Source organism: Cupriavidus necator N-1, from assembly GCF_000219215.1.
Classification (GTDB): Bacteria; Pseudomonadota; Gammaproteobacteria; order Burkholderiales; family Burkholderiaceae; genus Cupriavidus; species Cupriavidus necator.
The window spans coordinates 1,200,079-1,221,134 of the sequence record NC_015723.1; the positions used below are offsets into that span (position 1 = coordinate 1,200,079).

Here is a 21,056-nt window from a genome sequence, read left to right on the forward strand (position 1 = left end):
AATTTCCGCGCAATCTCCGCTGTTTTTCCATCCCTCCTCTGATAAAGTATTTTGCATTCAAAACTCAACAGGAGGAGTCAAATGCTGAATCTCAACTTCCATCCCGCCGGCCGCCACTTCCTGCAGATCCCCGGACCGAGCCCGGTTCCCGATCGCATCCTGCGCGCCATCAGCTATCCGACCATCGACCACCGCGGCCCTGAATTCGGCGCGCTGGGCCTCAAGGTGCTGGACGGCATCAAGAAGATCTTCAAGACTGAGCAGCCGGTGGTGATCTATCCGGCTTCGGGCACTGGCGCCTGGGAAGCGGCGCTGTCGAACACGCTGAGCCCCGGTGACACGGTGCTGATGTTCGAAACCGGCCACTTCGCCACGCTGTGGAAGAAGATGGCCGAGAACCTGGGAATCAGGCCCGAATTCCTCGGCCTGCCGGGCGTAGAGGGCTGGCGCCACGGGGTGCAGGCCGACATGATCGAGGCCCGCCTGCGTGCCGACAGCGCGCATGCGATCAAGGCGGTGTGCGTGGTGCACAACGAGACCTCGACCGGCGTGACCTCGGATATCGCCGCCGTGCGCCGCGCCATCGATGCGGCCGGACACCCGGCGCTGCTGCTGGTCGACACCATTTCCGGGCTGGCGTCCGCCGATTACCGGCATGACGAGTGGGGCGTGGACGTGACCGTGTCCGGCTCGCAGAAGGGCCTGATGCTGCCGCCTGGCATCAGCTTCAATGCGGTGTCGCCCAAGGCCATCGCAGCCTCCCGCACGGCCCGGCTGCCGCGCAGCTTCTGGGGCTGGGATGAAATCATCGAGATGAACCGGACCGGCTACTGGCCCTACACCCCCAGCACGAACCTGCTCTATGGCCTGTCCGAAGCCCTCGACATGATCCTTGAGGAAGGGCTGGACAACGTCTTCGCCCGCCACCAGCGCCTGGCCGAAGCCTGCCGCCGCGCGGTCAAGGCCTGGGGCCTGGAGATCCAGTGCGCGGACCCCGCCGTCTACAGCCCGGTGCTGACCGGCGTGATGATGCCCGAGGGGATCGACGCGGACGTGGTGCGCAGGAACATCTATGACCGCTTCAACATGTCGCTAGGCGCCGGCCTGGGCAAGGTCAAGGGCCGCATGTTCCGCATCGGCCATCTGGGCGACTGCAACGACCTCACGCTGATGGCCACGCTGGCCGGCTGCGAGATGGGCCTGAAGATCTCGGGCGTTCCGCTCGCGGGCAACGGCACCGTTGCCGCCATGGACTATCTCGCCGCGCACGCCACGCCGCTGTCGCTCAAGGCTGCCGCCTGACGAGAGCCTCTGCCATCCGAGACGGGGGCGGGCGCCGCGCGTGCGCAACGCCCCCGCCGGACTGATCGCAACGGATCAGCGCAGCACTGCCGTACCTGACAAAAAACAGAGGAGACGCTGTGGATACAACCCTGCAGGCGGGAACAAAGATCAGGACGTTCGAGGATGCGACCTATCGCAAGGTGAGTTGGAGGCTGGTGCCATTCCTGATGGTCTGCTTCCTGATCGCTTATCTCGATCGTGTCAACGTAGGTTTTGCCAAGCTCCAGATGTCGCAGCAACTGGGCTTCAGCGAGACCGTCTACGGGCTGGGCGCCGGGATTTTCTTTATCGGCTACTTCCTGTTCGAGGTGCCGAGCAACCTGGCACTGCACAAGTTCGGCGCCAAGGTGTGGATCGGCCGGATCATGATCACGTGGGGGCTACTCTCCGCGTGCTTTGCGTTCGTGCAGACGCCAACCCAGTTCTACACGCTGCGCTTCCTGCTGGGGCTGGCCGAAGCCGGCTTCACGCCAGGCATCGTGTACTACCTGTCGTGCTGGTACCCGTCGCACCGGCGTGCCAAGATCATGGCCATCTACTGCATGGGTTCGCCGCTGTCCGGCATCATCGGCAATCCGCTGTCCGGCTACCTGATGGGCAGCATGGCCGGCGTGGCTGGCCTGGGCGGCTGGCAATGGATGTTCTTCATCGAGGCGGTGCCGGCGGTGCTGCTGGGGTGCTTCTGCTTCTACTACCTGGACAACTCCATTGCCAAGGCCAAATGGCTGACCAGCGCGGAGAAGCAGGTCCTTGAACTGGCCAAGTCGGAAGACGTCAAGGCGGTGGACCCGCAGGCACGCGTCGGCAAGGTGTTTACCGATCCGCGCGTCTGGCTGATCAGCCTGATCTGCTTCTGCTATGTCACGGGCCAGTACGGCATCACGCTCTGGCTGCCCACGTTCATCAGGTCGACCGGTGTCAGCGACCCGCTCCATATCGGCCTGCTGAGCGCGATCCCGTATATGGCGGCCATTGTCGCGATGTACTTCTTCGGTCGCAGCGCCGACAAGCACCGCGAGCGGCGCTGGCACCTGATCATCCCGTGCATGATGGGTGCGATCGGTTTCCTGGCGTTGCCCTGGGTTATGCACAACACCGCGCTGTCCCTGGTGTTCCTGTCGATCGCCGCAGCCGGCATCCTGACCTGCACGCCGCTGTTCTGGTCCCTGCCGACGGCTTTCCTCAGCGGCGCGGCGTTGGCCACGGCCATCGCCATGAGCAACTCGATCGGCAACCTTGCCGGCTTTACCAGCGGCTACATGATCGGCTACCTGCGCGACGTGACCCAGAGCGGCAACAGTGCTTACTACATGATTGCCGGGACGCTGATGCTGGGTGCGTTCTGCATCTGGACAATACCTGCCCGCCTGGTCAACCGATAGCGAGACAAAGCGGGGTGCGGCACCGTACCGCTGCCCCGCCTGCCCATCACCTCGCAAACACTTCGCGCCCTTGCCGGCGCATGGAAGGCTCTCATGACAAACTCGTACCAACCGGTGCCGGACGACCCCGGCCATCACGCGCCGTTCAGCGTGGTGGAAGCCACCGTCGCCAGCGCGCATGCCGCGATGCGCGACGGCAGGCTGACGGCGCGCCAACTGGCCAGCGCATGCCTGGCGCGCATCTCGGCCTATGACCAGGACGGTCCCGCCCTGCGCAGCATCCTGCAGCGCAACCCGCAGGCGCTGGAAGAGGCCGGACACATCGACGCCATGGCCGGGCGCAACCCGTCGCAGGTGCTGGCGCCGCTGCATGGCATCCCGGTGCTAGTCAAGGACAACATCGAATGCGGCGGCATGGAAACCACCGCCGGCGCCGCCTGCCTGCGCGGCAACCTGTCCACCGGCGATGCCTTCGTGATCCGCCGGCTGCGCGAGGCGGGTGCCGTCGTCCTGGCCAAGACCAACCTGCACGAGCTTGCCTCCGGCGGCGAGACCGTTAGCACCCTGTCTGGCCAGACCCTCAATCCCTATGACCTGACCCGCACGCCCGGCGGTTCCAGCGGCGGGACCGGCGCCGGCATTGCCGCCAGCTTCGGCCTGCTTGGCATCGGCACCGACGGGGTCAATTCGATCCGCTCGCCGGCCTCGGCCAACAACCTGGTCGGCCTGCGCCCGACCATGGGCCTGATCAGCCGGGCCGGGCTGGTCCCTTGCGGGCTGACGCAGGACACCATCGGCCCGATCACCCGCACCGTCGCCGATACGGCGCTGCTGCTCGATGTCATCGCCGGCTATGACCCGGCCGACCCGGTCACCAGCCAGGGCGCGTCCCACATCCCGGCGAGCTATGCCGCCAGCCTTGACCGCGACGGACTCAGGGGCGCGCGCATCGGCGTGCTGCGCCATTTCTTCGGCGACCAGGAGGTGCACCGTCCCGTCAACACCGTGATGCAGGCAGCGCTGGCCACCATCGCAGCACAAGGCGCCGAGCTGGTCACCCTTGACGACGCCATCAGCCCGGATGAGCTGCTGGCGTCCACGCTTGTGCACCACTACGAGATGGAGCACGATCTCGACGCCTACCTGGCGGGGCTGCCCCCCGGCGTCCCGGTGCGATCGATGCAGGACATCATCGCTGCCGGTTCTGTCCATCCAAGCGTGGCGGGAACCCTCGCCACCGCAGCGGCGCTGAGCGAGCGGGAAGGAGAGTACCGCGAACGCCTGCAGCGCCAGCAGGCATTGCGCCAGCGGCTGCAGGACCTGATGGCGCGGCATCGGCTTGACGCGCTGGCATTTCCGCACCAGCGGCGCCTGGTGGTGCCGGTGGGCGAGACCCAGGCAGAGCGCAACGGCGTGCTCGCGTCGGCCACCGGATTTCCGGCCATCGTGATTCCGGCCGGATTTTCGGCGCCGGACGGCAATGCCCCCCAGGGCGTGCCGGTCGGGCTGGAGTTCTTTGGCTTGCCCTTCACCGAACCCGTGTTGATACGGCTGGCCTATGCGGCCGAGCAGGCCTTGCGCGCGCGCCGGCCGCCGCACTCGACGCCCGCGCTGGAATAGGCGCGCGCCGGAACGAAGTTTTATCGCTGCTCTACAAACGCCAGCCGGACACGGCGGCGACAAGGTCGCGGACACACCGCGACAACCTCGAAACGAGGAGGAGACAAAGATGGGCGCAGAAACTGTAGTTCAATCGCCGAATTCCCCACAGCAGCATGAGCTCGACCGGGCCATGGATGGCATCGGGGTGACGGCGTCGCACAAGAAGATCATCTTCATGATCATGCTCGGGGTGATGTTCGATGTCTTCGAGCAGAACGCCGTCGGCCTGATCGGCCCCATGCTGCGCGAGCAGTGGGGCATCTCGGTGGCGGAGATCGGCTTTCTCAATACGCTGACCTTCAGTGCCGCCGCGCTGGGACGCATCGGCTCCGGCTATATCGCGGACCGCTACGGCAGGCGCACGATGCTGAGCGCCAACCTGCTGCTGTTCACGCTGGGCGCCATCATCTGCGCGCTGGCGCCGAACTATGGCGTGCTGGCGGCGGGCCGCTTTATCGTCGGCATCGGCCTGGGCGGGGAGATCTCGATCGCCGTGACCATGCTGGCCGAGCTGTGCTCGACGCGCTTCCGCGGTACCGCGGTGGGCCTGGTCAGCGTGGGCAGCGGCGGCCTGGGCAATATGCTGGCGCCGGCCTTCGGCCTGGCTGTATTCGCCATGTTCCCGGGTCCGGACAGCTGGCGCTGGCTGTTTGCCTGCCTGGTGCTGCCGGCATTCTTCGTCGTGTTCTACCGGCGCTTTATTCCGGAGACGCCGCGCTTCCTGCTGTCCAAGGGGCGCGTGGACGAGGCCAACCGGGTGCTGTCGGTGCTCGCATCCGGCCGCCTGGGCAAGCTCGACGGCGAGCCGACGCCCTATATCAAGGCCGCGATCCAGGACGAGGCGCCGCGCACCAGGGTGCGCCTGAGCGACATCTTCAAGGGCCGCCTGGGACGGCGCACGATCGCGCTGGGGATTGCGGTGTCCATGACGTACGGCGCGCAGATCTCGGTGCTGACGCTGATGCCGACCATCCTGATGTCGCAGGGCTACACCATCTCCAAGAGCTTTCTCTTCACCATGGTGATGCAGAGCGGCAGCCTGTTCGGCGCGCTCGCGGCGTCGTACTGCGGCTATCACTTCCCGCGCAAGCGGGTGCTGACGATAGGCGCGGGGCTGGCCTGCGCGGCCGGGTTGTGCTTCGGCTTCCTGACGTATAACGTGGGCTTGGTGCTTCTGTTTGGCGCCGCCTTCACGTTCTGCGTGGTGTTGCTGAACACGTCGATCTGGATCTTCGCGCCGGAGCAGTATCCCACCCACGTGCGCGCGTTCGGCACCTCGCTGATCCTGGCGCTCGGCACCCTGGCCGGCGCGCTGACGCCGCTGATCAGCGGGCGCGTGTTCCAAACCTACGGCGTTGGCGGCATGTTCAGCATGCTCGCGGCGATGTACGCAGTGTTTGCGCTGGCCGTGCAGTTCGCGCCGGAAACCTTCGGCCGCGCCATGGGCGAGACCGCCGCCGACGACGAAAACGGGCCTGCCGTCAGTGGCACCGCGCCCAGCGCCAGCGGTTCCTGAGACCGGCCCGCTCCCGGCAGCGTGCTGCGCGCGCTTGCCGGGAGCGGGATACCGGGCAATATTCATCCCTCATTCAAGGAAATACCCAAGGCATGACATCTTCCAATATCGATCGGGTCGCGCAGGCCCTGCTCAGCGCGCGTAGCGAACAGGGTTGCGCCGATGCAGGGCAATTTGCCAGCGCGCTTGAGAATGCGGAACAGGCCTACGCCGTACAGTCGGCCGTGGCCCGCGCGCTTGGCTGGCCAGTGACAGGCGCCGGCTACTGGAAATCCGGCGGCGCCACGCGCGAGGCGGTGCTGACGCATGCCCAACTGCCGCCGGCCGGGGTCTGGACCAGCCCCGCGCATGCCGGCGGCTGGCCGTTCACATGGCGCGGCATCGAGGCGGAAATTGCGTTGCGGCTGGGGCAGGGCGTTGACGCCGCGCAGGCTGCCGCCCTCGACTACGCCGGCGCGGCCGGGCTGATCGAAGCGATGGCGGTGTCGATTGAAATCGTCGATTCGCGCTGGCGGCAGTATCTCGCCGCGCCCGCGCTGCTGAAGCTGGCCGACCTGCAGTCCCACGGCGCACTGGTGCTTGGCGAATGGCGTGACTATGCGGCGCGGGACTGGGCGGCACAGCATTGCCGGGTGCGGATCGGCACGCAAACGACCGAGCGCCGCGGCACCCACGCGCTGGGCGATCCGGCCTATGGGCTGGTCGCCTGGCTGCGCCACGCCACGCGCGACGGGCGACGCGTAGAGGCCGGCACGGTCGTCACCACCGGCACCTGGGTTGGCATCCTGGATGCATCGGCTGGCGACCTGGTGACTGCGGAGTTCGATGGCATCGGCGAGGCCTCGGTCCAGCTCTGAGGCCAACTGACCGGGGCACGGGGCGTCAGCTGCGCAAGCCGACGCCCTGCATGATGATCCGCAGCACCCACGCGGCCACGCCCAGTGCCGCCACGCTGGCGGCCCAGATCAGCACCAGCCAGCCGATGCGGCGCAGCCAGGTGCCGCTGCCCGTCCCTGTCCCCGGGCGCTGTGTATCCATATCCATCAGTGGTAGCCGTCGCCGTGGCGCACCTTGCCGCGGAACACGTAGTAGGCCCACACCGTGTACATCAGGATGAAGGGAATGATGAACAGCGCCCCCACCAGCGCAAAGCCCTGGCTTTGCGGCGGTGCGGCGGCATCCCAGATCGAGATGCCCGGCGGGATGATATTGGGCCAGACACTGATTGCCAGCCCGCTGTAGCCCAGGAACACCAGCCCCAGCGCATACATGAACGGCGAGATATCCGGCTCGTGCCGCAGCGCGCGCATGAGCATGAACATGCACAGCGCCACCAGGATCGGCACCGGCGAGAACCAGAACAGGTTGGGCAGGCTGAACCAGCGCTCGGCAATCTCGGGATGCGTCAGCGGCGTCCACAGGCTGATCACGGCGATCACCGCCAGCAGCAGCCACGCCAGCGTGCCGGTCAGCTTGATCATGCGCTGCTGCAGCTCGCCCTCTGTCTTCATGATCAGCCAGGTGCTGCCCAGCACCGTGTAGGCCACCATAAGCCCCACGCCGCAGAACAGCGGGAAGGGCGTGAGCCAGTCCAGCGGGCCGCCGGCAAAGCGGTGGCCCTCCAGCTTGATGCCGTCGATATAGGCGCCCAGCGCCACGCCCTGGAAGAAACTGGCCGTGGCCGAGCCCAGGATAAAGGCGGCATCCCACACCGGGCGCTCGCGGTCGTTGGCCTTGAAGCGGAACTCGAACGCCACGCCGCGGAAAATCAGGCCCAGCAACATCAGCATCAGCGGCAGGTAGAGCGCGCTCAGCACCACCGAATACGCCAGCGGGAACGCCGCCAGCAGCCCGGCGCCGCCGAGCACCAGCCAGGTCTCGTTGCCGTCCCAGACCGGCGCCACCGTGTTCATCATGACATCGCGGTCATGCCGGTCCGGCACGAACGGGTAAAGCATGCCGATGCCCAGGTCGAAGCCGTCCATCACCACGTACATCATCACGCCGAAGAAGATGATGACGATCCAGAGAAGCGAGAGGTCGATGCCCATGGTGTCAGCTCCGGGTGCGTGCAGTGGTGGCGGGGGCGAGCGCTTCGTCGTCATCCACCGCTGACAATGGCCGTGCCGGCGTATGCCCGCGTCCGGGGCCGCCTTCCGGCTTGGCTTCTTCCAGCGCCGGACCCTTGCGCACCAGCCGCATCATGTAGGCGATGCCCACGCCGAACACGAAGAAGTACGCCACCACGAAGATCGCCAGCGTCGCCGCCAGCTCGGGCACGCCGTGCGGCGACACCGCGTCGGCGGTGCGCTGCAGCCCGTAGACCACCCACGGCTGACGCCCGACTTCGGTGGTGAACCAGCCGGCCAGGATGGCGATCAGGCCGGTGGGCCCCATCCACAGCGCCATATGCAGGAAGCCGCGCGAGCGGTACATGCGCTCGCCCCGGCGCAGCAGCAGGCTCCACACGCCCAGCAGGATCATCAGCAGCCCCAGCCCCACCATCACGCGGAACGACCAGAACAGGATCGTGGAATTGGGCCGGTCCTGCGGCGCGAACTCCTTCAGGCCCTTGATCTGCCCGTCCCAGGTATGGGTCAGGATCAGGCTGCCCAGGCGCGGCACCTCGACCGCGAAGCGTGTCTCTTCGCGCGCCATGTCGGGCCAGCCGAACAGCAGCAGCGGCAGGCCTTCATTGCCCTTGTTCTCCCAGTGGCCTTCCAGCGCGGCGATCTTGGCGGGCTGGTGCTTGAGCGTGTTCAGGCCGTGCATGTCGCCGATCACGGCCTGGATCGGCGCGACGATCAGCAGCATCCACATCGCCATCGACAGCATCTTGCGGATGGCGGGGTTGTCGCGCCCGCGCAGCAGGTGCCAGGCGGCGGACGCGCCGACGAACAGCGCCGTGGCCAGGAACGCCGCCACGCTCATATGCACCAGTCGGTAGGGGAACGACGGGTTGAAGATGACTTCGAACCAGTTGGTCGGCACCACGCGGCCGTTGATGATCTCGAAGCCCGCCGGCGTCTGCATCCAGCTGTTGGATGCCAGGATCCAGGTGGCGGAGATCAGCGTGCCGAGCGCCACCATCACCGTGGCAAAGAAATGCAGCCCCGGCCCGACGCGGTTCCAGCCGAACAGCATCACACCCAGGAAGCCTGCTTCCAGGAAGAAGGCGGTCAGCACCTCATAGGTCAGCAATGGCCCGGTGATGCTACCCGCGAACTCCGAGAAGAAGCTCCAGTTGGTGCCGAACTGGTAGGCCATCACCAGCCCGGACACCACCCCCATGCCGAAATTGACGGCAAAGATCTTGGACCAGAAGTGGTAGAGGTCGCGGTAATGCGTGCGCTGCGTGCGCAGCCAGCAGCCTTCCAGCACCGCCAGGTAGGCGGCCAGGCCGATGGTGATCGCCGGAAAAATGATGTGGAAGGAAATCGTGAACGCAAACTGCGTGCGGGCGAGGTCTAGCGCGGTCAAACCAAACATGTTGTTCTCCGTGGCGCTGGCCTGGCGCACGCCTGTGACGGGCGCGGCACTGCCGTCTGGCAGGCCGGGGGCCGGTCGGCAGGGCGCGCCGGGGCGCGGGCCGTAGGCGCGTGCGGTAAAGCGTAGTGTACGCCGCGCGCGCAGCAAAGGGCACCGTTGCTGCCGGTGTCGTACGGGTGACATATCGCCGCACCCGGTGCCGCCGGCGCCGCTTCCCGCGGCCCGGTGCCCTTGTTGATAGCGACCATGCTAACGGAGCCCGGATGAACGAAACAGCATCACCTCATTGAAAAAATACCGTATCAGTTTTGCGCGGCGCAGCAGAGGCAGCGGCTGACAAGCAGGGCAAAGAAGTGCATAGTCATGCGCTTCCCAGAAGCCTTTGAACATCGCGTCCGCCACTGCCTGACGCGGCCCCGCCTGCCATGGATTCCACCTTGCTGATCGTGATCGCCGGCGCCGCCGTGGCCGGCTTTGTCCAGGGGCTGTCGGGCTTTGCCTTCGGCATGGTGGCGATGTCGTTCTGGGCCTGGGCGATCGAGCCGCGTCTGGCCTCGGCCATGACCGTGTTCGGCGCGCTTACCGGCCAGCTGCTGGCGGCGGCGTCGGTGCGTCGCGGGCTGTCGTGGCGGCGGCTGTGGCCGTTCGTGGCCGGTGGCGTGGCCGGCATCCCCCTGGGCGTTGCGATCCTGCCGATGCTCGACGCGCTGTGGTTCAAGGTCGTGCTCGGCGGCTTCCTGACCCTGTGGTGCCCGGTGATGCTAATGGTGCGCAAGCTGCCGCATATCGGGGTGGGCGGGCGCGTGGCCGATGGCGTTGCCGGTGCGGCCGGCGGCGTGATGGGCGGCATCGGTGGCTTTTCCGGCGTGATCCCCACGCTATGGTGCACGCTGCGCGGATTCGACAAGGACGAGCAGCGCGCGGTGATCCAGAACTTCAACCTCGCAACGCTGGCCATGACCATGGCCGCCTATGTGGGCAAGGGCATCGTCACGCGCGAGATGCTGCCGATGTTCCTGGTGGTGGCTCCCGCAATGCTGGTGCCCACGCTGCTGGGCACGCGGCTTTACCTGGGTATCAGCGAGGCCACCTTCCGCAAGGTCGCGCTGACGCTGCTGACCGTATCCGGCGTGGCCCTGCTGGCCACGTCGGTGCCCGTATTGATGGCGCGTGCGGGCTAGACGGCCCTGACCTGCGCCGCAGCCTCGCGCAGGCATTCCACCAGCTGGTCGGTGCCGAGCGACGGCGCCCGTTCGCGCAGCGTAATAATTCCGACCGGGGGCAGGTCGACCGGCACGGCCATCTTCAGCACGTGCAATTGGCCTTCCTCCTGCAACGACAGCGCCACCGACTCAGCCATGAAGCCGGCCGCACCGCGCTGGCCGACAAAGGTGGCCTGCGCCAGGTAGGACGAGGTCTCGATGACATCCTGCGGCGGGTGCAAGCCGTAGCGATAGAAGGCCTGCTCGATTTTCACGCGCAGCGAGGCCCACGGCGGTGGCAGCACGCAGGGCATCGCCGCCAGGTCGGCCCAACTGGGGCGGGCCTTGCGCGCCAGCTTGTGGCCGCGCCGGACCACCACCACCATCGGTTCTTCATAGAGAGCTTCGGTCAACAGGTCCGGCGCCGCATAACCCGGCTCCAGCCGGCCCACGATCAGGTCCAGCTCGCGCAGGCGCAGCTTGGGCAAGAGGTGGGTCAGGTCGCCTTCCTCCACCAGCACGGTAGCGCGCGCGTGGCGGTCCTTGAGCATGCCCACGGACTGCGCCAGCAGCACCGGCAGCGCCGCCCCCATCGAGCCCACGCGGATGCGGCCGGAAGCGCCGCTCTGCACCGCGGCGATCTCGTCGCGGGTCTGCTCGTACTGGGCCAGCACCGAGCGCGCAAAGCGCACCAGCGATTCCCCGGCGGGGGTGGGCTCGGTGCCGCGGGTGGAGCGCGTGAACAGCGACAGACCCAGCATCCTTTCGACTTCGGTCAGCACCTTGGACACCGCCGGCTGGCTTACGGACAGGAACTCCGCGGTGCGGCCGAGGTGGCGGAACTCATCCAGCGCCACCAGCAATTGCAGGTGGCGCAGCTTGATATTGGAGCGCAGCGCGCGATCGATCTGGACCATGCCCGCCAGTCTATCTAACCTTAAGGTTATGAAGCAATGCCGTTTTTTGATTGGATTGTTATGTTGAGGCGCGACAGAATGCGGGCATGACGAGGCTGGCTGCGCCGGTCCCGCCGATAATGAAAACATCGGAGACACCCGCAAATGACTCAAGGCTTCACCATCGATTCCAAGCGCCGCCGCCTGCTCATCGGAGCCGCAGCGGGTGCTGCCGCGGGCGCCGTCGGCGTGCTGCTGCCTGCTGCACGGGCGCTGGCCGCCGAGTATCCCGAGCGTCCCATCACCTTTATCTGTCCCTGGCCGGTGGGCGGCACCGCTGACCAGTCGATGCGCGCGCTGTGCCAGGTGGCCGGCGGCATTCTCAAGCAGTCGATCGTGGTCGAGAACCGCGCCGGCGCCTCCGGCATGATCGGCACCAAGGCCCTGGCGCGCGCCAATCCGGATGGCTACACCATCGGCCAGATCCCGATCTCGGTGACGCGTTTCGCGCAGCTCGGCATGCTGCAGCTGGATCCGCGCAGCGAGCTGACCTACCTGGCGCGCACCTCGGGCCAGACCTTCGGCATCGCCGTGCCGGCCAATTCGCGCTACAAGACGCTGCAGGACGTGGTGGCCGCCGCCAAGGCCAGCCCCGGCAAGATCACCTATGCGCACGCCGGCATCGGCGGCGCCACCCACGTCGGCATGGAGCAGTTCGCGCTGGCCGCGGGCATCCAGTTCAATGCGATCGCCTACAAGGGCGGTGCCGCCGCGCTGCAGGACGTGCTGGCCGGGCAGGTGGACCTGCTGGCCGATTCCAGCTCGTGGGCGCCGCACGTGGAAGCCGGCAAGCTGCGCCTGCTGGCCACCTGGGGCGAACAGCGCGCGACCCGCTTCAAGGACACGCCGACGCTCAAGGAGCTGGGCTACAACGTGGTGGTGGAAGCGCCCAACGGCATCGGCGCCCCGAAGGGCCTGCCGCCCGCCGTGGAAAAGAAGCTGCGCGACGTCTTCCGCGCCGCGGTGGCCAGCAACGAGTTCAAGCAGGTGGCGGCGCGCCTGGATGCGCCCGTGATGTACCTGGACGGTCCTGACTACAAGAAGTACGTGGCCAGCGTCTATGACCAGGAAACCCAGCTGATCCAGCGCCTCAAGCTCAAAGAACTGCTGCAGCAAGGCTGATTGCCGTCAAAGGCCAAGTCCAAGTGAATCCCAATCCCGTCATCCGCCTGCACGCCAACGACAACGTGCTGGTCGCCCGCAGCGACCTCAGCCTTGGCCAGCAGCTGGCCGACCCCGCCGTGCGCGTGCGCGCACAGGTGCCGGCCGGCCACAAGATCGCTGCCTGCGCCATCGCGGCCGGCACGCCGGTGCGCAAGTTCGATACCGTCATCGGCGTGGCCGCGCGCGATATCGCCCAGGGCGACCACGTGCATTCGCACAACCTGACCCTGGTCGATTTCTACCGCGACCCGGCGTTCTGCCAGGACGTGCGGCCGGTGGACTATGTGCCCGAGGCCCGGCGCGCCACCTTCAACGGCTTTGTGCGACCGGACGGGCGCGTGGGCACGCGCAATTTCATCGGCATCCTGTCGTCGGTCAATTGCTCGTCCACCGTGATCCGCCAGATTGCCGCGCATTTCACAGCGGAGCGGCTGGCAGCGTATCCGAATGTCGATGGCGTGGTCGCCTTCGCGCAGACCAGCGGCTGTGGCATGTCGTCGCCGAGCGAGCACTTCGACGTGTTGCGCCGCACGCTGGCCGGCTACGCGCGCCATCCCAACCTGGCCGGCGTGCTGATCGTCGGCCTGGGCTGCGAGCGCAACCAGGTGGCCTCACTGGTGGAATCGCAGGGGCTGGAGCCTGGCCCCGCGGTGCACACGCTGGTGATGCAGGATGCCGGCGGCACGCGTGCCACCATTGCCGCAGGCATTCGCGCGATCGAATCGATGCTGCCCGCGGCCAATGCCGCGGTCCGCCAGCCGGTATCGGCCAGCCATCTGAAGATCGGGCTGGAATGCGGAGGCTCGGACGGCTTTTCCGGTATCAGCGCCAACCCGGCGCTGGGCGCGGCGATGGATATCCTGGTGCGCCATGGCGGCACCGCCATCCTGTCCGAGACCCCGGAAATCCATGGCGTTGAGTTCATGCTGACGCGCCGCGCGGTAACCCCCGAGGTCGGCCAGAAGCTGCTGGACCGCCTGGCCTGGTGGGAGCGCTACACCGCCGGCCACAACGCCCAGTTCAACGGCGTGGTCGGCCACGGCAACCAGCAGGGCGGCCTGGCCAATATCTTCGAGAAATCGCTGGGCTCGGCCATGAAGGGCGGCACCACGCCGCTGCAGGCGGTGTACGAATACGCCGAGCCGATCGACCAGGCCGGCTTTGTGTTCATGGACTCGCCCGGCTATGACCCGGTGGCCGTCACCGGCCAGATCGCCAGCGGCGCCAACCTGATCTGCTTTACCACGGGCCGCGGTTCGATGTTCGGCTCCAAGCCCGCGCCGACGATCAAGCTCGCATCCAACTCGGCGATGTATAACCGCCTGGAGGAAGACATGGACATCAACTGCGGGCTGGTGCTCGACGGCGAGCTGACCGTGCCGCAGATGGGCCAGCGGATTTTCGAACATATCCTGCGCGCGGCCTCCGGCGAGCCGACTAAGAGCGAGGCACTGGGCCTGGGCGACAACGAGTTCGTGCCCTGGCACCTCGGCATCGTCAGCTGAGCGGCCTCCTGCAAATCTCTCTCCCACACACTTATGCTGACGCTTTCCGAGCAAGCGCTGCTGCGCAGCCAGAACCTGATTGACGACCGGTGGTGCGATGCCGGCCTTGGCGCCCGCCTGCCGGTCGCCGACCCGGCCACCGGTGAGACCTTTGCCAACGTGCCAGACAGCGATGCCGGCGATGCCCGCCTTGCCGTCGATGCCGCTGCCGCCGCCTTCCCGGCGTGGAGCCGCCGGCCCGCGCGCGAACGCGCCCAGTTGCTCAAGCGCTGGCATGCGCTGATCCTCGCGCACCAGGAAGACCTGGCGCGCATCATCTCGACGGAGCAGGGCAAGCCCCTGAAAGAGGCACGCGGCGAGGTGCAGTACGGCGCGTCGTATGTCGAGTGGTTTGCCGAAGAGGCCACCCGCATCTGCGGCGATATCGTCGCCGAAGCCGTGCCGGGCCGCAAACTGCTGGTGCTGAAGGAACCGGTGGGCGTGGTCGCGGCGATCACGCCGTGGAACTTCCCGCTGGCGATGATTGCCCGCAAGATCGCCCCGGCGCTGGCCGCCGGCTGCACGGTGGTGGCCAAGCCCGCCGAGGACACGCCGCTGACCGCGCTGGCGCTGGTATGGCTGGCGCAGCAGGCCGGCATGCCCGCGGGCGTGCTCAACATCGTCACCGCATCGCGCGAGCACACGCCGGGCGTGGTCGACGCCTGGCTGGCCGACAGCCGCGTGCGCAAGATCACCTTTACCGGCTCCACGCCCGTGGGCAAGCACCTCGCGCGCGAATCGGCGGCCACGCTGAAGAAGCTGTCGCTGGAGCTGGGCGGCAATGCGCCCTTCATCGTCTTTGAGGACGCCGATCTCGATGCCGCGATCGATGGCCTGATGGCGTCCAAGTTCCGCAACGGTGGCCAGACCTGCGTGTGCCCGAACCGCGTCTATGTGCACGACGCCGTGCACGACGCCTTTGTCGAGCGCCTGGCACAGCGCGTTGGCGCGCTGCATGTCGGTCCGGCCACGGAAGAGGCCGCGCAGATCGGTCCCATGATCAATGCCCGCGCCGTCGACAAGATCGCACGCCATGTGGAAGACGCCGTCGCCCGGGGCGCGCGCGTGGTCACCGGCGGCAAGCGCGTGCGCACCGCCGATGGCCCGCACTACTACGCACCAACGGTGCTGGCCGATGCGACCCCCGCGATGGAGCTGTCGTGCGAAGAGACCTTCGGCCCGGTCGCGCCAATCTTCCGCTTCCGCGATGAAGCCGAGGTGATCCTCGACGCCAACGACACCCCGTTCGGCCTCGCCGCGTACTTCTACTCCAACGACATCCGCCGCATCTGGCGCGTGGCGCAGGCGCTGGAAACCGGCATGGTCGGCATCAACGAGGGCGCGATCGCGGCCGAGGCGGCGCCGTTTGGCGGCGTCAAGGAATCCGGCTACGGGCGCGAGGGCTCGCGCCACGGGCTGGACGACTATATGCATACCAAGTACCTTTGCCAGGGCCAGCTCGGCTGAAGCGCCGGGCCCAGCGATCATCGAACCGGAACACACCATGCCCGCAAACAATCCCTTCAAGACCGCGCTGGCCGCCCGCCAGGCGCAGATCGGCCTGTGGCTGTCGATGGCAACGCCGTACCTGGCCGAAGTGTCGGCCACCGCAGGCTTTGACTGGCTGCTGATCGACGGCGAACACGCCCCCAACGACCTGCGCTCGACACTGCACGCGCTGCAGGCCGTGGCACCATACCCGGTCCAGCCCGTGGTGCGTGCCGTCGCCGGCGAAGTGCCGCTGATCAAGCAGTTGCTCGACATCGGCGCGCGCAGCCTGCTGGTGCCGATGGTGGATACGGCAGAACAGGCCCGCATGGTGGTCAGCGCCACGCGCTACCCGCCACAAGGCATCCGCGGCGTGGGCAGCGCGATTGCGCGCGCCTCGCAGTGGAGCGCCCGCACCGACTACCTCGATGTGGCCGACGATGAAGTCTGCCTGCTGGTGCAGGCCGAAACCGTCACCGCATTGCAGAACCTGGAAGCAATCTGTGCGGTGGATGGCATCGACGGCGTCTTTATCGGCCCGGCCGACCTGGCTGCGTCGATGGGCCACCGCGGCCGCCCCGGACACCCGGAGGTGCAGGCCGCCATCGAAGGCGCGATGCGTACCATCATCGCCAGCGGCAAGGCCGCCGGCACGCTAACGTCGGACCCGGCACTGGCACGCCGCTACTTCGACCTGGGCTGCACCTTCGTGGCCACGGGCGTGGACGTGATGTTGTACGCCAACGCCGCGCGCAAGCTTGCCGCATCGTTCCGTGCGCAGCCCGCGGACGCTCCCGCTGCAGACAAGCCCTCCGCCGCGTACTGACCTGTATTTCCTAGGCCTTACACACATGCCAGCTGACCTCCCGACCCCAGACACCACCTTGCGCGCGATGCATGCCATCGTCGGCGCCAACGCCTGCCGCAGCGGCGACGCCGACACGCAGGCCTATGTGACCGACTACCGCGGCATCTACCGCGGCCAGGCCCAGGTAGTGGTGCTGCCGTCATCGACGGAAGAGGTCAGCCAGGTGCTGCAGTGGTGCCACGCCCAGCGCGTGCCGGTGGTGCCGCAGGGCGGCAATACCTCGCTGATGGGCGGCGCCGTACCGGACGACAGCGGCACCGCCGTGGTGGTCAACCTCAGCCGCATGAACCGGGTGCTGGACATCGACACCATCAACGACACCATGACCGTGCAGGCCGGCGTCACACTGAGCGCGGCACGCGGCGCCGCCGAGGCCCGGCAGCGCCTGTTCCCGCTGCGCATCGGCTCCGAAGGCTCGTGCCAAATCGGCGGCAACCTGTCGACCAATGCCGGCGGCACCGCGGTGCTGCGCTACGGCAATATGCGCGACCTGGTGCTCGGCATCGAAGTAGTGCTGCCCGATGGCCGCATCTACTCGTCGCTGCGTGGCCTGCGCAAGGACAACACCGGCTACGACCTCAAGCACCTGTTCGTCGGCGCGGAAGGCACGCTGGGCATCATCACCGGCGCCGTGCTCAAGCTGATGCCGCAGCCGCGCAGCAGCGCCGTGGCCTTTGTCGCCGTGCAGGACCCCGCCGCGGCCGTGGCCTTGCTGGGCGAAGCCAAGCGCCTGTCCGGCCAGGCCGTGACCGCGTTCGAGCTGATCTCGCGGCCCGCGCTGGAACTGGTGCTTGAGTATCTTGGTAACGTGGCTTCCCCGCTGCAGGACAAGCACGACTGGATGGTGCTGATCGAGCTCACCTCCGGCACCGATGCGGAAAGCCTGAACGCTACGCTGATGGAAATCCTCGAATCCGGCTTCAGCCAGGGCCTGGTGCAGGACGCCGCCGTGGCCGCCAGCCTGTCCGATGCCCAGACCTTCTGGCGCATCCGCGAAGAGATCTCCGACGCCCAGACCCGCACCGGCGGCAGCATCAAGTGCGATGTCTCGGTGCCGCTGTCGCGCATCGCCGCGTTTGTCGAGGAAGCCTCGGTCAAGGTGCTGGAACTGGTGCCGGACGCGCGCATGGTGATCTACGGCCATATGGGCGACGGCAATGTGCACTTCAACCCGCTGCGGCCCAGGGATCAGCCAGGCAAAGCGTTCCTGGCTCAGTGGTATGAGCGGGTCTCGGCGCTGGTCGACGGCATGGCCCACGCGGAAAACGGCTCGATCTCGGCCGAGCATGGCATCGGCGTGGCCAAGCGCGATGACCTGACGCGCTACAAGTCCCAGGTGGAGCTGGAGCTGATGTGGCAGGTGAAGCAGGCGCTTGATCCGTTGAACCTGCTTAATCCGGGCAAGGTGCTGCCGGCGCCGGCCCGATAGCTCACGGCTATTCCACACCACGGAACGCGGGCAGGGCGCGCGTAGCATGAATCGCCCATCTGGGCTAAGGTATCTGCTATCCAGAACGCGCGGAGCCGGGGCATTGCCGCACCGGCCACTGCGCACAGCACGGCCGGCCCACCGGCCCAGATACCGATGAGCGCCCATTCTCCCGACATCGCCCTCGCAGCTGCCCCCATCTCCCTCGAAAAGCCCGAACTCGACTACCCCTGCGGTGACGCCCCCGAACCCGGCCGCGCCTGCGAGGTAGCGCCCGGTGTACTGTGGCTGCGCATGCCGATGCCGCTGGGCCTGAACCACATCAACCTGTGGGCCATCCGCGACGGCAATGGCTGGGCCGCCGTCGACGCCGGGCTGCAGACGCCGGAAACCGCCCAGGCCTGGCGCGCGCTGTTCGCCGAAAGCGGGCCGCTCGCCGGCGGCCTGACGCGCCTGTTCGTGACCCATATGCACCCCGACCACATCGGCATGGCCGGGTGGCTGACCGGCAAGTTCGATTGCCAGCTGTGGATGACGCGGCTGGAATACCTGATGTGCCGCGTGCTGGCAGCGGATACGGGACGAGCGGCGCCGGATGACGCGACCGATTTCTATCGCAAGGCCGGCTGGGACGACGAAGCGATCGAGGTGTACCGCACCCGCTTCGGCGGCTTCGGCAAATATGTCCACGCCTTGCCCGAGAGCTTCCACCGGCTGTCCGATGGCGACACCGTGCGCATCGGCGCGCACGACTGGCAGGTCATCGTCGGCACCGGCCACTCGCCCGAACATGCCTGCCTGTACTGCCCGGCGTTGAAGCTGCTGGTGTCCGGCGACCAGGTGCTGCCGCGCATTTCTTCCAATGTCTCGGTGTTCCCGACCGAGCCCGATGCCGATCCGATGCAGGACTGGCTGGCCTCGCTCGACAAGGTACGCGCCGCCGTGCCGGACGATGTGCTGGTGCTGCCGGCGCATAACGAGCCGTTCCGTGGGCTGCATGCGCGCATCGATTATTTGCGGGCGAGCCAGATGCAGGCGCTGGACCGGTTGCGTGGGGCGTTGGGGACGCCGAAGCGGGCGGTGGATGTGTTTGGTGAGTTGTTCTCGCGCCCCATCACCGGAAGCGGCGGGCTGCTGGGGATGGCTACCGGCGAAAGCATTGCGCACCTGAACTACCTGCTGGAGCGGGGCGAGGCGGTGCGCGAGACCGGTTCCGATGGCTGCCACTGGTACCGCATGAGGTAATCCCGGGGCGGCGGGAACTGCCGCGTCGCCTTGACTTCCGATCGTACGATATATATCGTAAGATATGTTTTACGACATATCGGAGGTAATCATGCGCCATCATTCCCACCCTTTGGGCTTCTCAGGCCGCGGCCGTCACCTGTTGATGCGCCTTGTGCCGCACTTTGAGCGCCACTTCGCCCACCACGCCATGGGCCGCCACGGCGGCGGCTTCTGGGGCGGCGGCCATGACGACGGCTTCGGCCCGGGCGGCGCCGATGGTCCCGGCAGCTTCGACGGCGAAGGCTGGCGCCGGGGCCGCAAGTTCAGCGCCGATGACCTGCAGTTGCTGCTGCTCGCCATGCTCGAAGAGAAGCCGAGCCACGGCTACGAACTGATCAAGGCGATCGAGACCCGTACCAACGGTTTCTACAAGCCGAGTCCCGGCGTGGTCTACCCGGCCCTGACTTACCTAGAGGAAGTCGGCTACGCCACCGTCGATACGGAAGGCAACAAGAAGCGCTACCAGCTGTCCGAGCCCGGCAAGGCCCACCTGGCGGCCAACCGCGAGCGGGTCGAGGTGATGATTGCCAAGCTGCGCCACGTGGCGCGCAAGGTGGAGTGGATGCGGCGCGCCATGAGCGGCGAGCCGCAGGCTGAGCCGGAGCAGGGCGGCTGGCTGCCCGAGCTGATGCAGGCCCGTGCCGCGATCAAGCGAGCCATTGCGCTGCGCAGCGATGCGGGCGCCGACGAGCAGCGCCGCATCGCAGAAATCCTGCTGCGCGCGGCGGCTGAGATCGAAGCGGTCCGCAAGGCCTGACGCGTGGCACTGACGCTGGCTGCGGCCATCGGCAACCTGACCCGGCAGGCGCCGGGTTTAATCCCAAGGATTTCCAATATGAGTGAGAACAACCAAGCCTCCGCACGCGACTTGACTGTGCAGCGCGTGCGCCATCCGCTCAAGATGCGCCTGCTGCAGGTGGTGCGCACCACGCAGGTGTCACCGCAGCTGCTGCGCGTCACGCTGGGCGGCGCTGATCTGCAGGACTTTGTCTCGGCGTCGTTCGACGACCACGTCAAGGTCTTCTTCCCGGTTGATGGCGCAGACAAGCCGGTGTTGCCGCAGGTCACCCCGGACGGCATCACCTTCCCCGAAGGCCAGCCGCGGCCGGCCGCGCGCGACTACACGCCGCGCCGCTACGACGCGGCGAAGCAGGAACTGGATATCGAGTTCGTGCTGCATGGCGATGGTCCCGCCTCGACCTGGGCTGCCCAGGCGCAGCCGGGCCAGTACCTGGGCATGGGCGGGCCGCGCGGCTCGTTCGTGGTGCCCACGGCGTTCGACTGGCACCTGCTGATCGGCGACGATACCGCGCTGCCGGCAATCGCCCGGCGCCTGGAAGAGCTCGGGGCCGATACGCGCGCCATCGTGGTGGTGGAAGTAGGCGATGCCGCGGCGCAGATTCCGCTGCCGACGTCCGCGCAATGCGATGTGCATTGGCTGAATCGTGGCGATGGGCTGGAAGGCAGCCTGCTGGAAGGGGCGCTGCGCAAGCTCACGCTGCCGCGCGGCGAGGGCTATGCGTGGGCCGCTGGTGAAGCGGCGGCGATGAAGGCCGTGCGCCAGTATCTGGTCAGCGAGCGCGGCATCGACAAGAAGCGCATCCGCGCATCGGCCTACTGGAAGCGCGGCGACGCGGCGGTGCACGAGACGCTGGACGACTGAGCCACGGCGGCGATATGGTGTACGAGGGCGCGGCGTTGCCATAAGATGGCAGGCAACGTCAC

18 protein-coding genes are annotated in these 21,056 nt (G+C 67.2%); 14 read left to right on the forward strand and 4 right to left on the reverse strand.

Going from position 1 to position 21,056, the window contains the following annotated elements; genetic code table 11:
- Positions 1-81 precede the first annotated feature (81 nt).
- The 5 genes from CNE_RS23610 to CNE_RS23630 all read left to right on the forward strand — a co-directional run bounded on the left by CNE_RS23610 (position 82) and on the right by CNE_RS23630 (position 6,761).
- A complete protein-coding gene (locus CNE_RS23610; RefSeq protein WP_013952800.1) occupies positions 82-1,302 on the forward strand; it encodes a pyridoxal-phosphate-dependent aminotransferase family protein in 1,221 nt (406 codons plus the stop codon).
- 119 nt (positions 1,303-1,421) lie between these two features.
- A complete protein-coding gene (locus CNE_RS23615) occupies positions 1,422-2,726 on the forward strand; it encodes an MFS transporter (RefSeq protein WP_013952801.1) in 1,305 nt (434 codons plus the stop codon).
- Between the two features lie 93 nt (positions 2,727-2,819).
- Positions 2,820-4,346, forward strand: coding sequence for an amidase family protein (locus CNE_RS23620; RefSeq protein WP_013952802.1), 1,527 nt, complete (start codon positions 2,820-2,822; stop codon positions 4,344-4,346).
- A 109-nt stretch (positions 4,347-4,455) separates the two neighbouring features.
- Positions 4,456-5,904 (forward strand): MFS transporter, encoded by a 1,449-nt coding sequence (locus CNE_RS23625; RefSeq protein ID WP_013952803.1) that lies wholly within the window; start codon positions 4,456-4,458, stop codon positions 5,902-5,904.
- Between the two features lie 92 nt (positions 5,905-5,996).
- Entirely contained in the window at positions 5,997-6,761 is a 765-nt protein-coding gene (locus CNE_RS23630) for a fumarylacetoacetate hydrolase family protein (protein WP_013952804.1), read from the forward strand.
- Positions 6,762-6,786: 25 nt separating this feature from the next.
- On the opposite strand, the gene CNE_RS39395 is transcribed toward CNE_RS23630, so the two are convergent.
- Genes CNE_RS39395 through CNE_RS23640 form a run of 3 tightly spaced genes read right to left on the reverse strand, consistent with a single transcriptional unit; the run spans position 6,787 to position 9,393 of the window.
- Positions 6,787-6,948, reverse strand: a complete 162-nt coding sequence (locus CNE_RS39395) for a DUF2474 domain-containing protein (RefSeq protein ID WP_013952805.1) — start codon at positions 6,946-6,948, stop codon at positions 6,787-6,789.
- The gene (gene cydB, locus CNE_RS23635) at positions 6,948-7,955 is read right to left on the reverse strand and encodes a cytochrome d ubiquinol oxidase subunit II (RefSeq protein ID WP_013952806.1); all 1,008 of its coding nucleotides are present in this window, start codon (positions 7,953-7,955) and stop codon (positions 6,948-6,950) included. The genes CNE_RS39395 and cydB overlap by 1 nt, the downstream gene beginning before the upstream one ends.
- Positions 7,956-7,959: 4 nt before the next feature.
- Positions 7,960-9,393 carry a cytochrome ubiquinol oxidase subunit I gene (locus tag CNE_RS23640; protein WP_041228616.1) on the reverse strand — a complete coding sequence of 478 codons (1,434 nt, stop codon included), beginning with the start codon at positions 9,391-9,393 and terminating at the stop codon, positions 7,960-7,962.
- A gap of 425 nt (positions 9,394-9,818) precedes the next feature.
- Between CNE_RS23640 and CNE_RS23645 the strand changes: the two genes are divergently transcribed.
- On the forward strand, positions 9,819-10,574 hold the full coding sequence (locus CNE_RS23645) for a sulfite exporter TauE/SafE family protein (protein ID WP_013952808.1): 756 nt from the start codon (positions 9,819-9,821) through the stop codon (positions 10,572-10,574).
- Here CNE_RS23645 and CNE_RS23650 read toward each other — a convergent pair.
- Complete coding sequence (locus CNE_RS23650) at positions 10,571-11,512, reverse strand: LysR substrate-binding domain-containing protein (protein ID WP_041228617.1); 942 nt, start codon at positions 11,510-11,512, stop codon at positions 10,571-10,573. The genes CNE_RS23645 and CNE_RS23650 overlap by 4 nt on opposite strands.
- 144 nt (positions 11,513-11,656) lie before the next feature.
- Here CNE_RS23650 and CNE_RS23655 point away from each other — a divergent pair, with 144 nt between their 5' ends.
- The 8 genes from CNE_RS23655 to CNE_RS23690 all read left to right on the forward strand — a co-directional run bounded on the left by CNE_RS23655 (position 11,657) and on the right by CNE_RS23690 (position 20,994).
- Positions 11,657-12,673 (forward strand): tripartite tricarboxylate transporter substrate binding protein, encoded by a 1,017-nt coding sequence (locus tag CNE_RS23655; RefSeq protein WP_013952810.1) that lies wholly within the window; start codon positions 11,657-11,659, stop codon positions 12,671-12,673.
- 23 nt (positions 12,674-12,696) lie between these two features.
- Positions 12,697-14,220 (forward strand): UxaA family hydrolase, encoded by a 1,524-nt coding sequence (locus CNE_RS23660; RefSeq protein WP_013952811.1) that lies wholly within the window; start codon positions 12,697-12,699, stop codon positions 14,218-14,220.
- Between the two features lie 33 nt (positions 14,221-14,253).
- The gene (locus CNE_RS23665) at positions 14,254-15,726 is read left to right on the forward strand and encodes an NAD-dependent succinate-semialdehyde dehydrogenase (RefSeq protein ID WP_013952812.1); all 1,473 of its coding nucleotides are present in this window, start codon (positions 14,254-14,256) and stop codon (positions 15,724-15,726) included.
- 37 nt (positions 15,727-15,763) lie between these two features.
- Positions 15,764-16,573, forward strand: coding sequence for a 4-hydroxy-2-oxoheptanedioate aldolase (gene hpaI / locus CNE_RS23670; protein ID WP_013952813.1), 810 nt, complete (start codon positions 15,764-15,766; stop codon positions 16,571-16,573).
- Positions 16,574-16,598: 25 nt separating this feature from the next.
- Complete coding sequence (locus tag CNE_RS23675; protein WP_013952814.1) at positions 16,599-18,044, forward strand: FAD-binding oxidoreductase; 1,446 nt, start codon at positions 16,599-16,601, stop codon at positions 18,042-18,044.
- A 156-nt stretch (positions 18,045-18,200) separates the two neighbouring features.
- Positions 18,201-19,289, forward strand: a complete 1,089-nt coding sequence (locus tag CNE_RS23680; RefSeq protein ID WP_013952815.1) for an MBL fold metallo-hydrolase — start codon at positions 18,201-18,203, stop codon at positions 19,287-19,289.
- Between the two features lie 91 nt (positions 19,290-19,380).
- Complete coding sequence (locus tag CNE_RS23685; RefSeq protein WP_013952816.1) at positions 19,381-20,088, forward strand: PadR family transcriptional regulator; 708 nt, start codon at positions 19,381-19,383, stop codon at positions 20,086-20,088.
- Positions 20,089-20,166: 78 nt separating this feature from the next.
- Positions 20,167-20,994: a siderophore-interacting protein gene (locus tag CNE_RS23690; protein ID WP_013952817.1), complete on the forward strand. Its 828-nt coding sequence runs from the start codon at positions 20,167-20,169 to the stop codon at positions 20,992-20,994.
- Positions 20,995-21,056: the final 62 nt, after the last annotated feature.

Bases quoted from the DNA above. Each gene is read 5' to 3' on its own strand.
- CNE_RS23640 (WP_041228616.1), bottom strand. From the start codon at position 9,393: ATGTTTGGTTTGACCGCGCTAGACCTCGCCCGCACGCAGTTTGCGTTC.
- CNE_RS23680 (WP_013952815.1), top strand. From the start codon at position 18,201: ATGAGCGCCCATTCTCCCGACATCGCCCTCGCAGCTGCCCCCATCTCC.
- CNE_RS23655 (WP_013952810.1), top strand. From the start codon at position 11,657: ATGACTCAAGGCTTCACCATCGATTCCAAGCGCCGCCGCCTGCTCATC.
- CNE_RS23690 (WP_013952817.1), top strand. From the start codon at position 20,167: ATGAGTGAGAACAACCAAGCCTCCGCACGCGACTTGACTGTGCAGCGC.
- cydB (WP_013952806.1), bottom strand. From the start codon at position 7,955: ATGGGCATCGACCTCTCGCTTCTCTGGATCGTCATCATCTTCTTCGGC.
- CNE_RS23625 (WP_013952803.1), top strand. From the start codon at position 4,456: ATGGGCGCAGAAACTGTAGTTCAATCGCCGAATTCCCCACAGCAGCAT.
- hpaI (WP_013952813.1), top strand. From the start codon at position 15,764: ATGCCCGCAAACAATCCCTTCAAGACCGCGCTGGCCGCCCGCCAGGCG.
- CNE_RS23630 (WP_013952804.1), top strand. From the start codon at position 5,997: ATGACATCTTCCAATATCGATCGGGTCGCGCAGGCCCTGCTCAGCGCG.
- CNE_RS23675 (WP_013952814.1), top strand. From the start codon at position 16,599: ATGCCAGCTGACCTCCCGACCCCAGACACCACCTTGCGCGCGATGCAT.
- CNE_RS23620 (WP_013952802.1), top strand. From the start codon at position 2,820: ATGACAAACTCGTACCAACCGGTGCCGGACGACCCCGGCCATCACGCG.
- CNE_RS23665 (WP_013952812.1), top strand. From the start codon at position 14,254: ATGCTGACGCTTTCCGAGCAAGCGCTGCTGCGCAGCCAGAACCTGATT.
- CNE_RS23650 (WP_041228617.1), bottom strand. From the start codon at position 11,512: ATGGTCCAGATCGATCGCGCGCTGCGCTCCAATATCAAGCTGCGCCAC.
- CNE_RS39395 (WP_013952805.1), bottom strand. From the start codon at position 6,948: ATGGATATGGATACACAGCGCCCGGGGACAGGGACGGGCAGCGGCACC.
- CNE_RS23685 (WP_013952816.1), top strand. From the start codon at position 19,381: ATGCGCCATCATTCCCACCCTTTGGGCTTCTCAGGCCGCGGCCGTCAC.
- CNE_RS23610 (WP_013952800.1), top strand. From the start codon at position 82: ATGCTGAATCTCAACTTCCATCCCGCCGGCCGCCACTTCCTGCAGATC.
- CNE_RS23645 (WP_013952808.1), top strand. From the start codon at position 9,819: ATGGATTCCACCTTGCTGATCGTGATCGCCGGCGCCGCCGTGGCCGGC.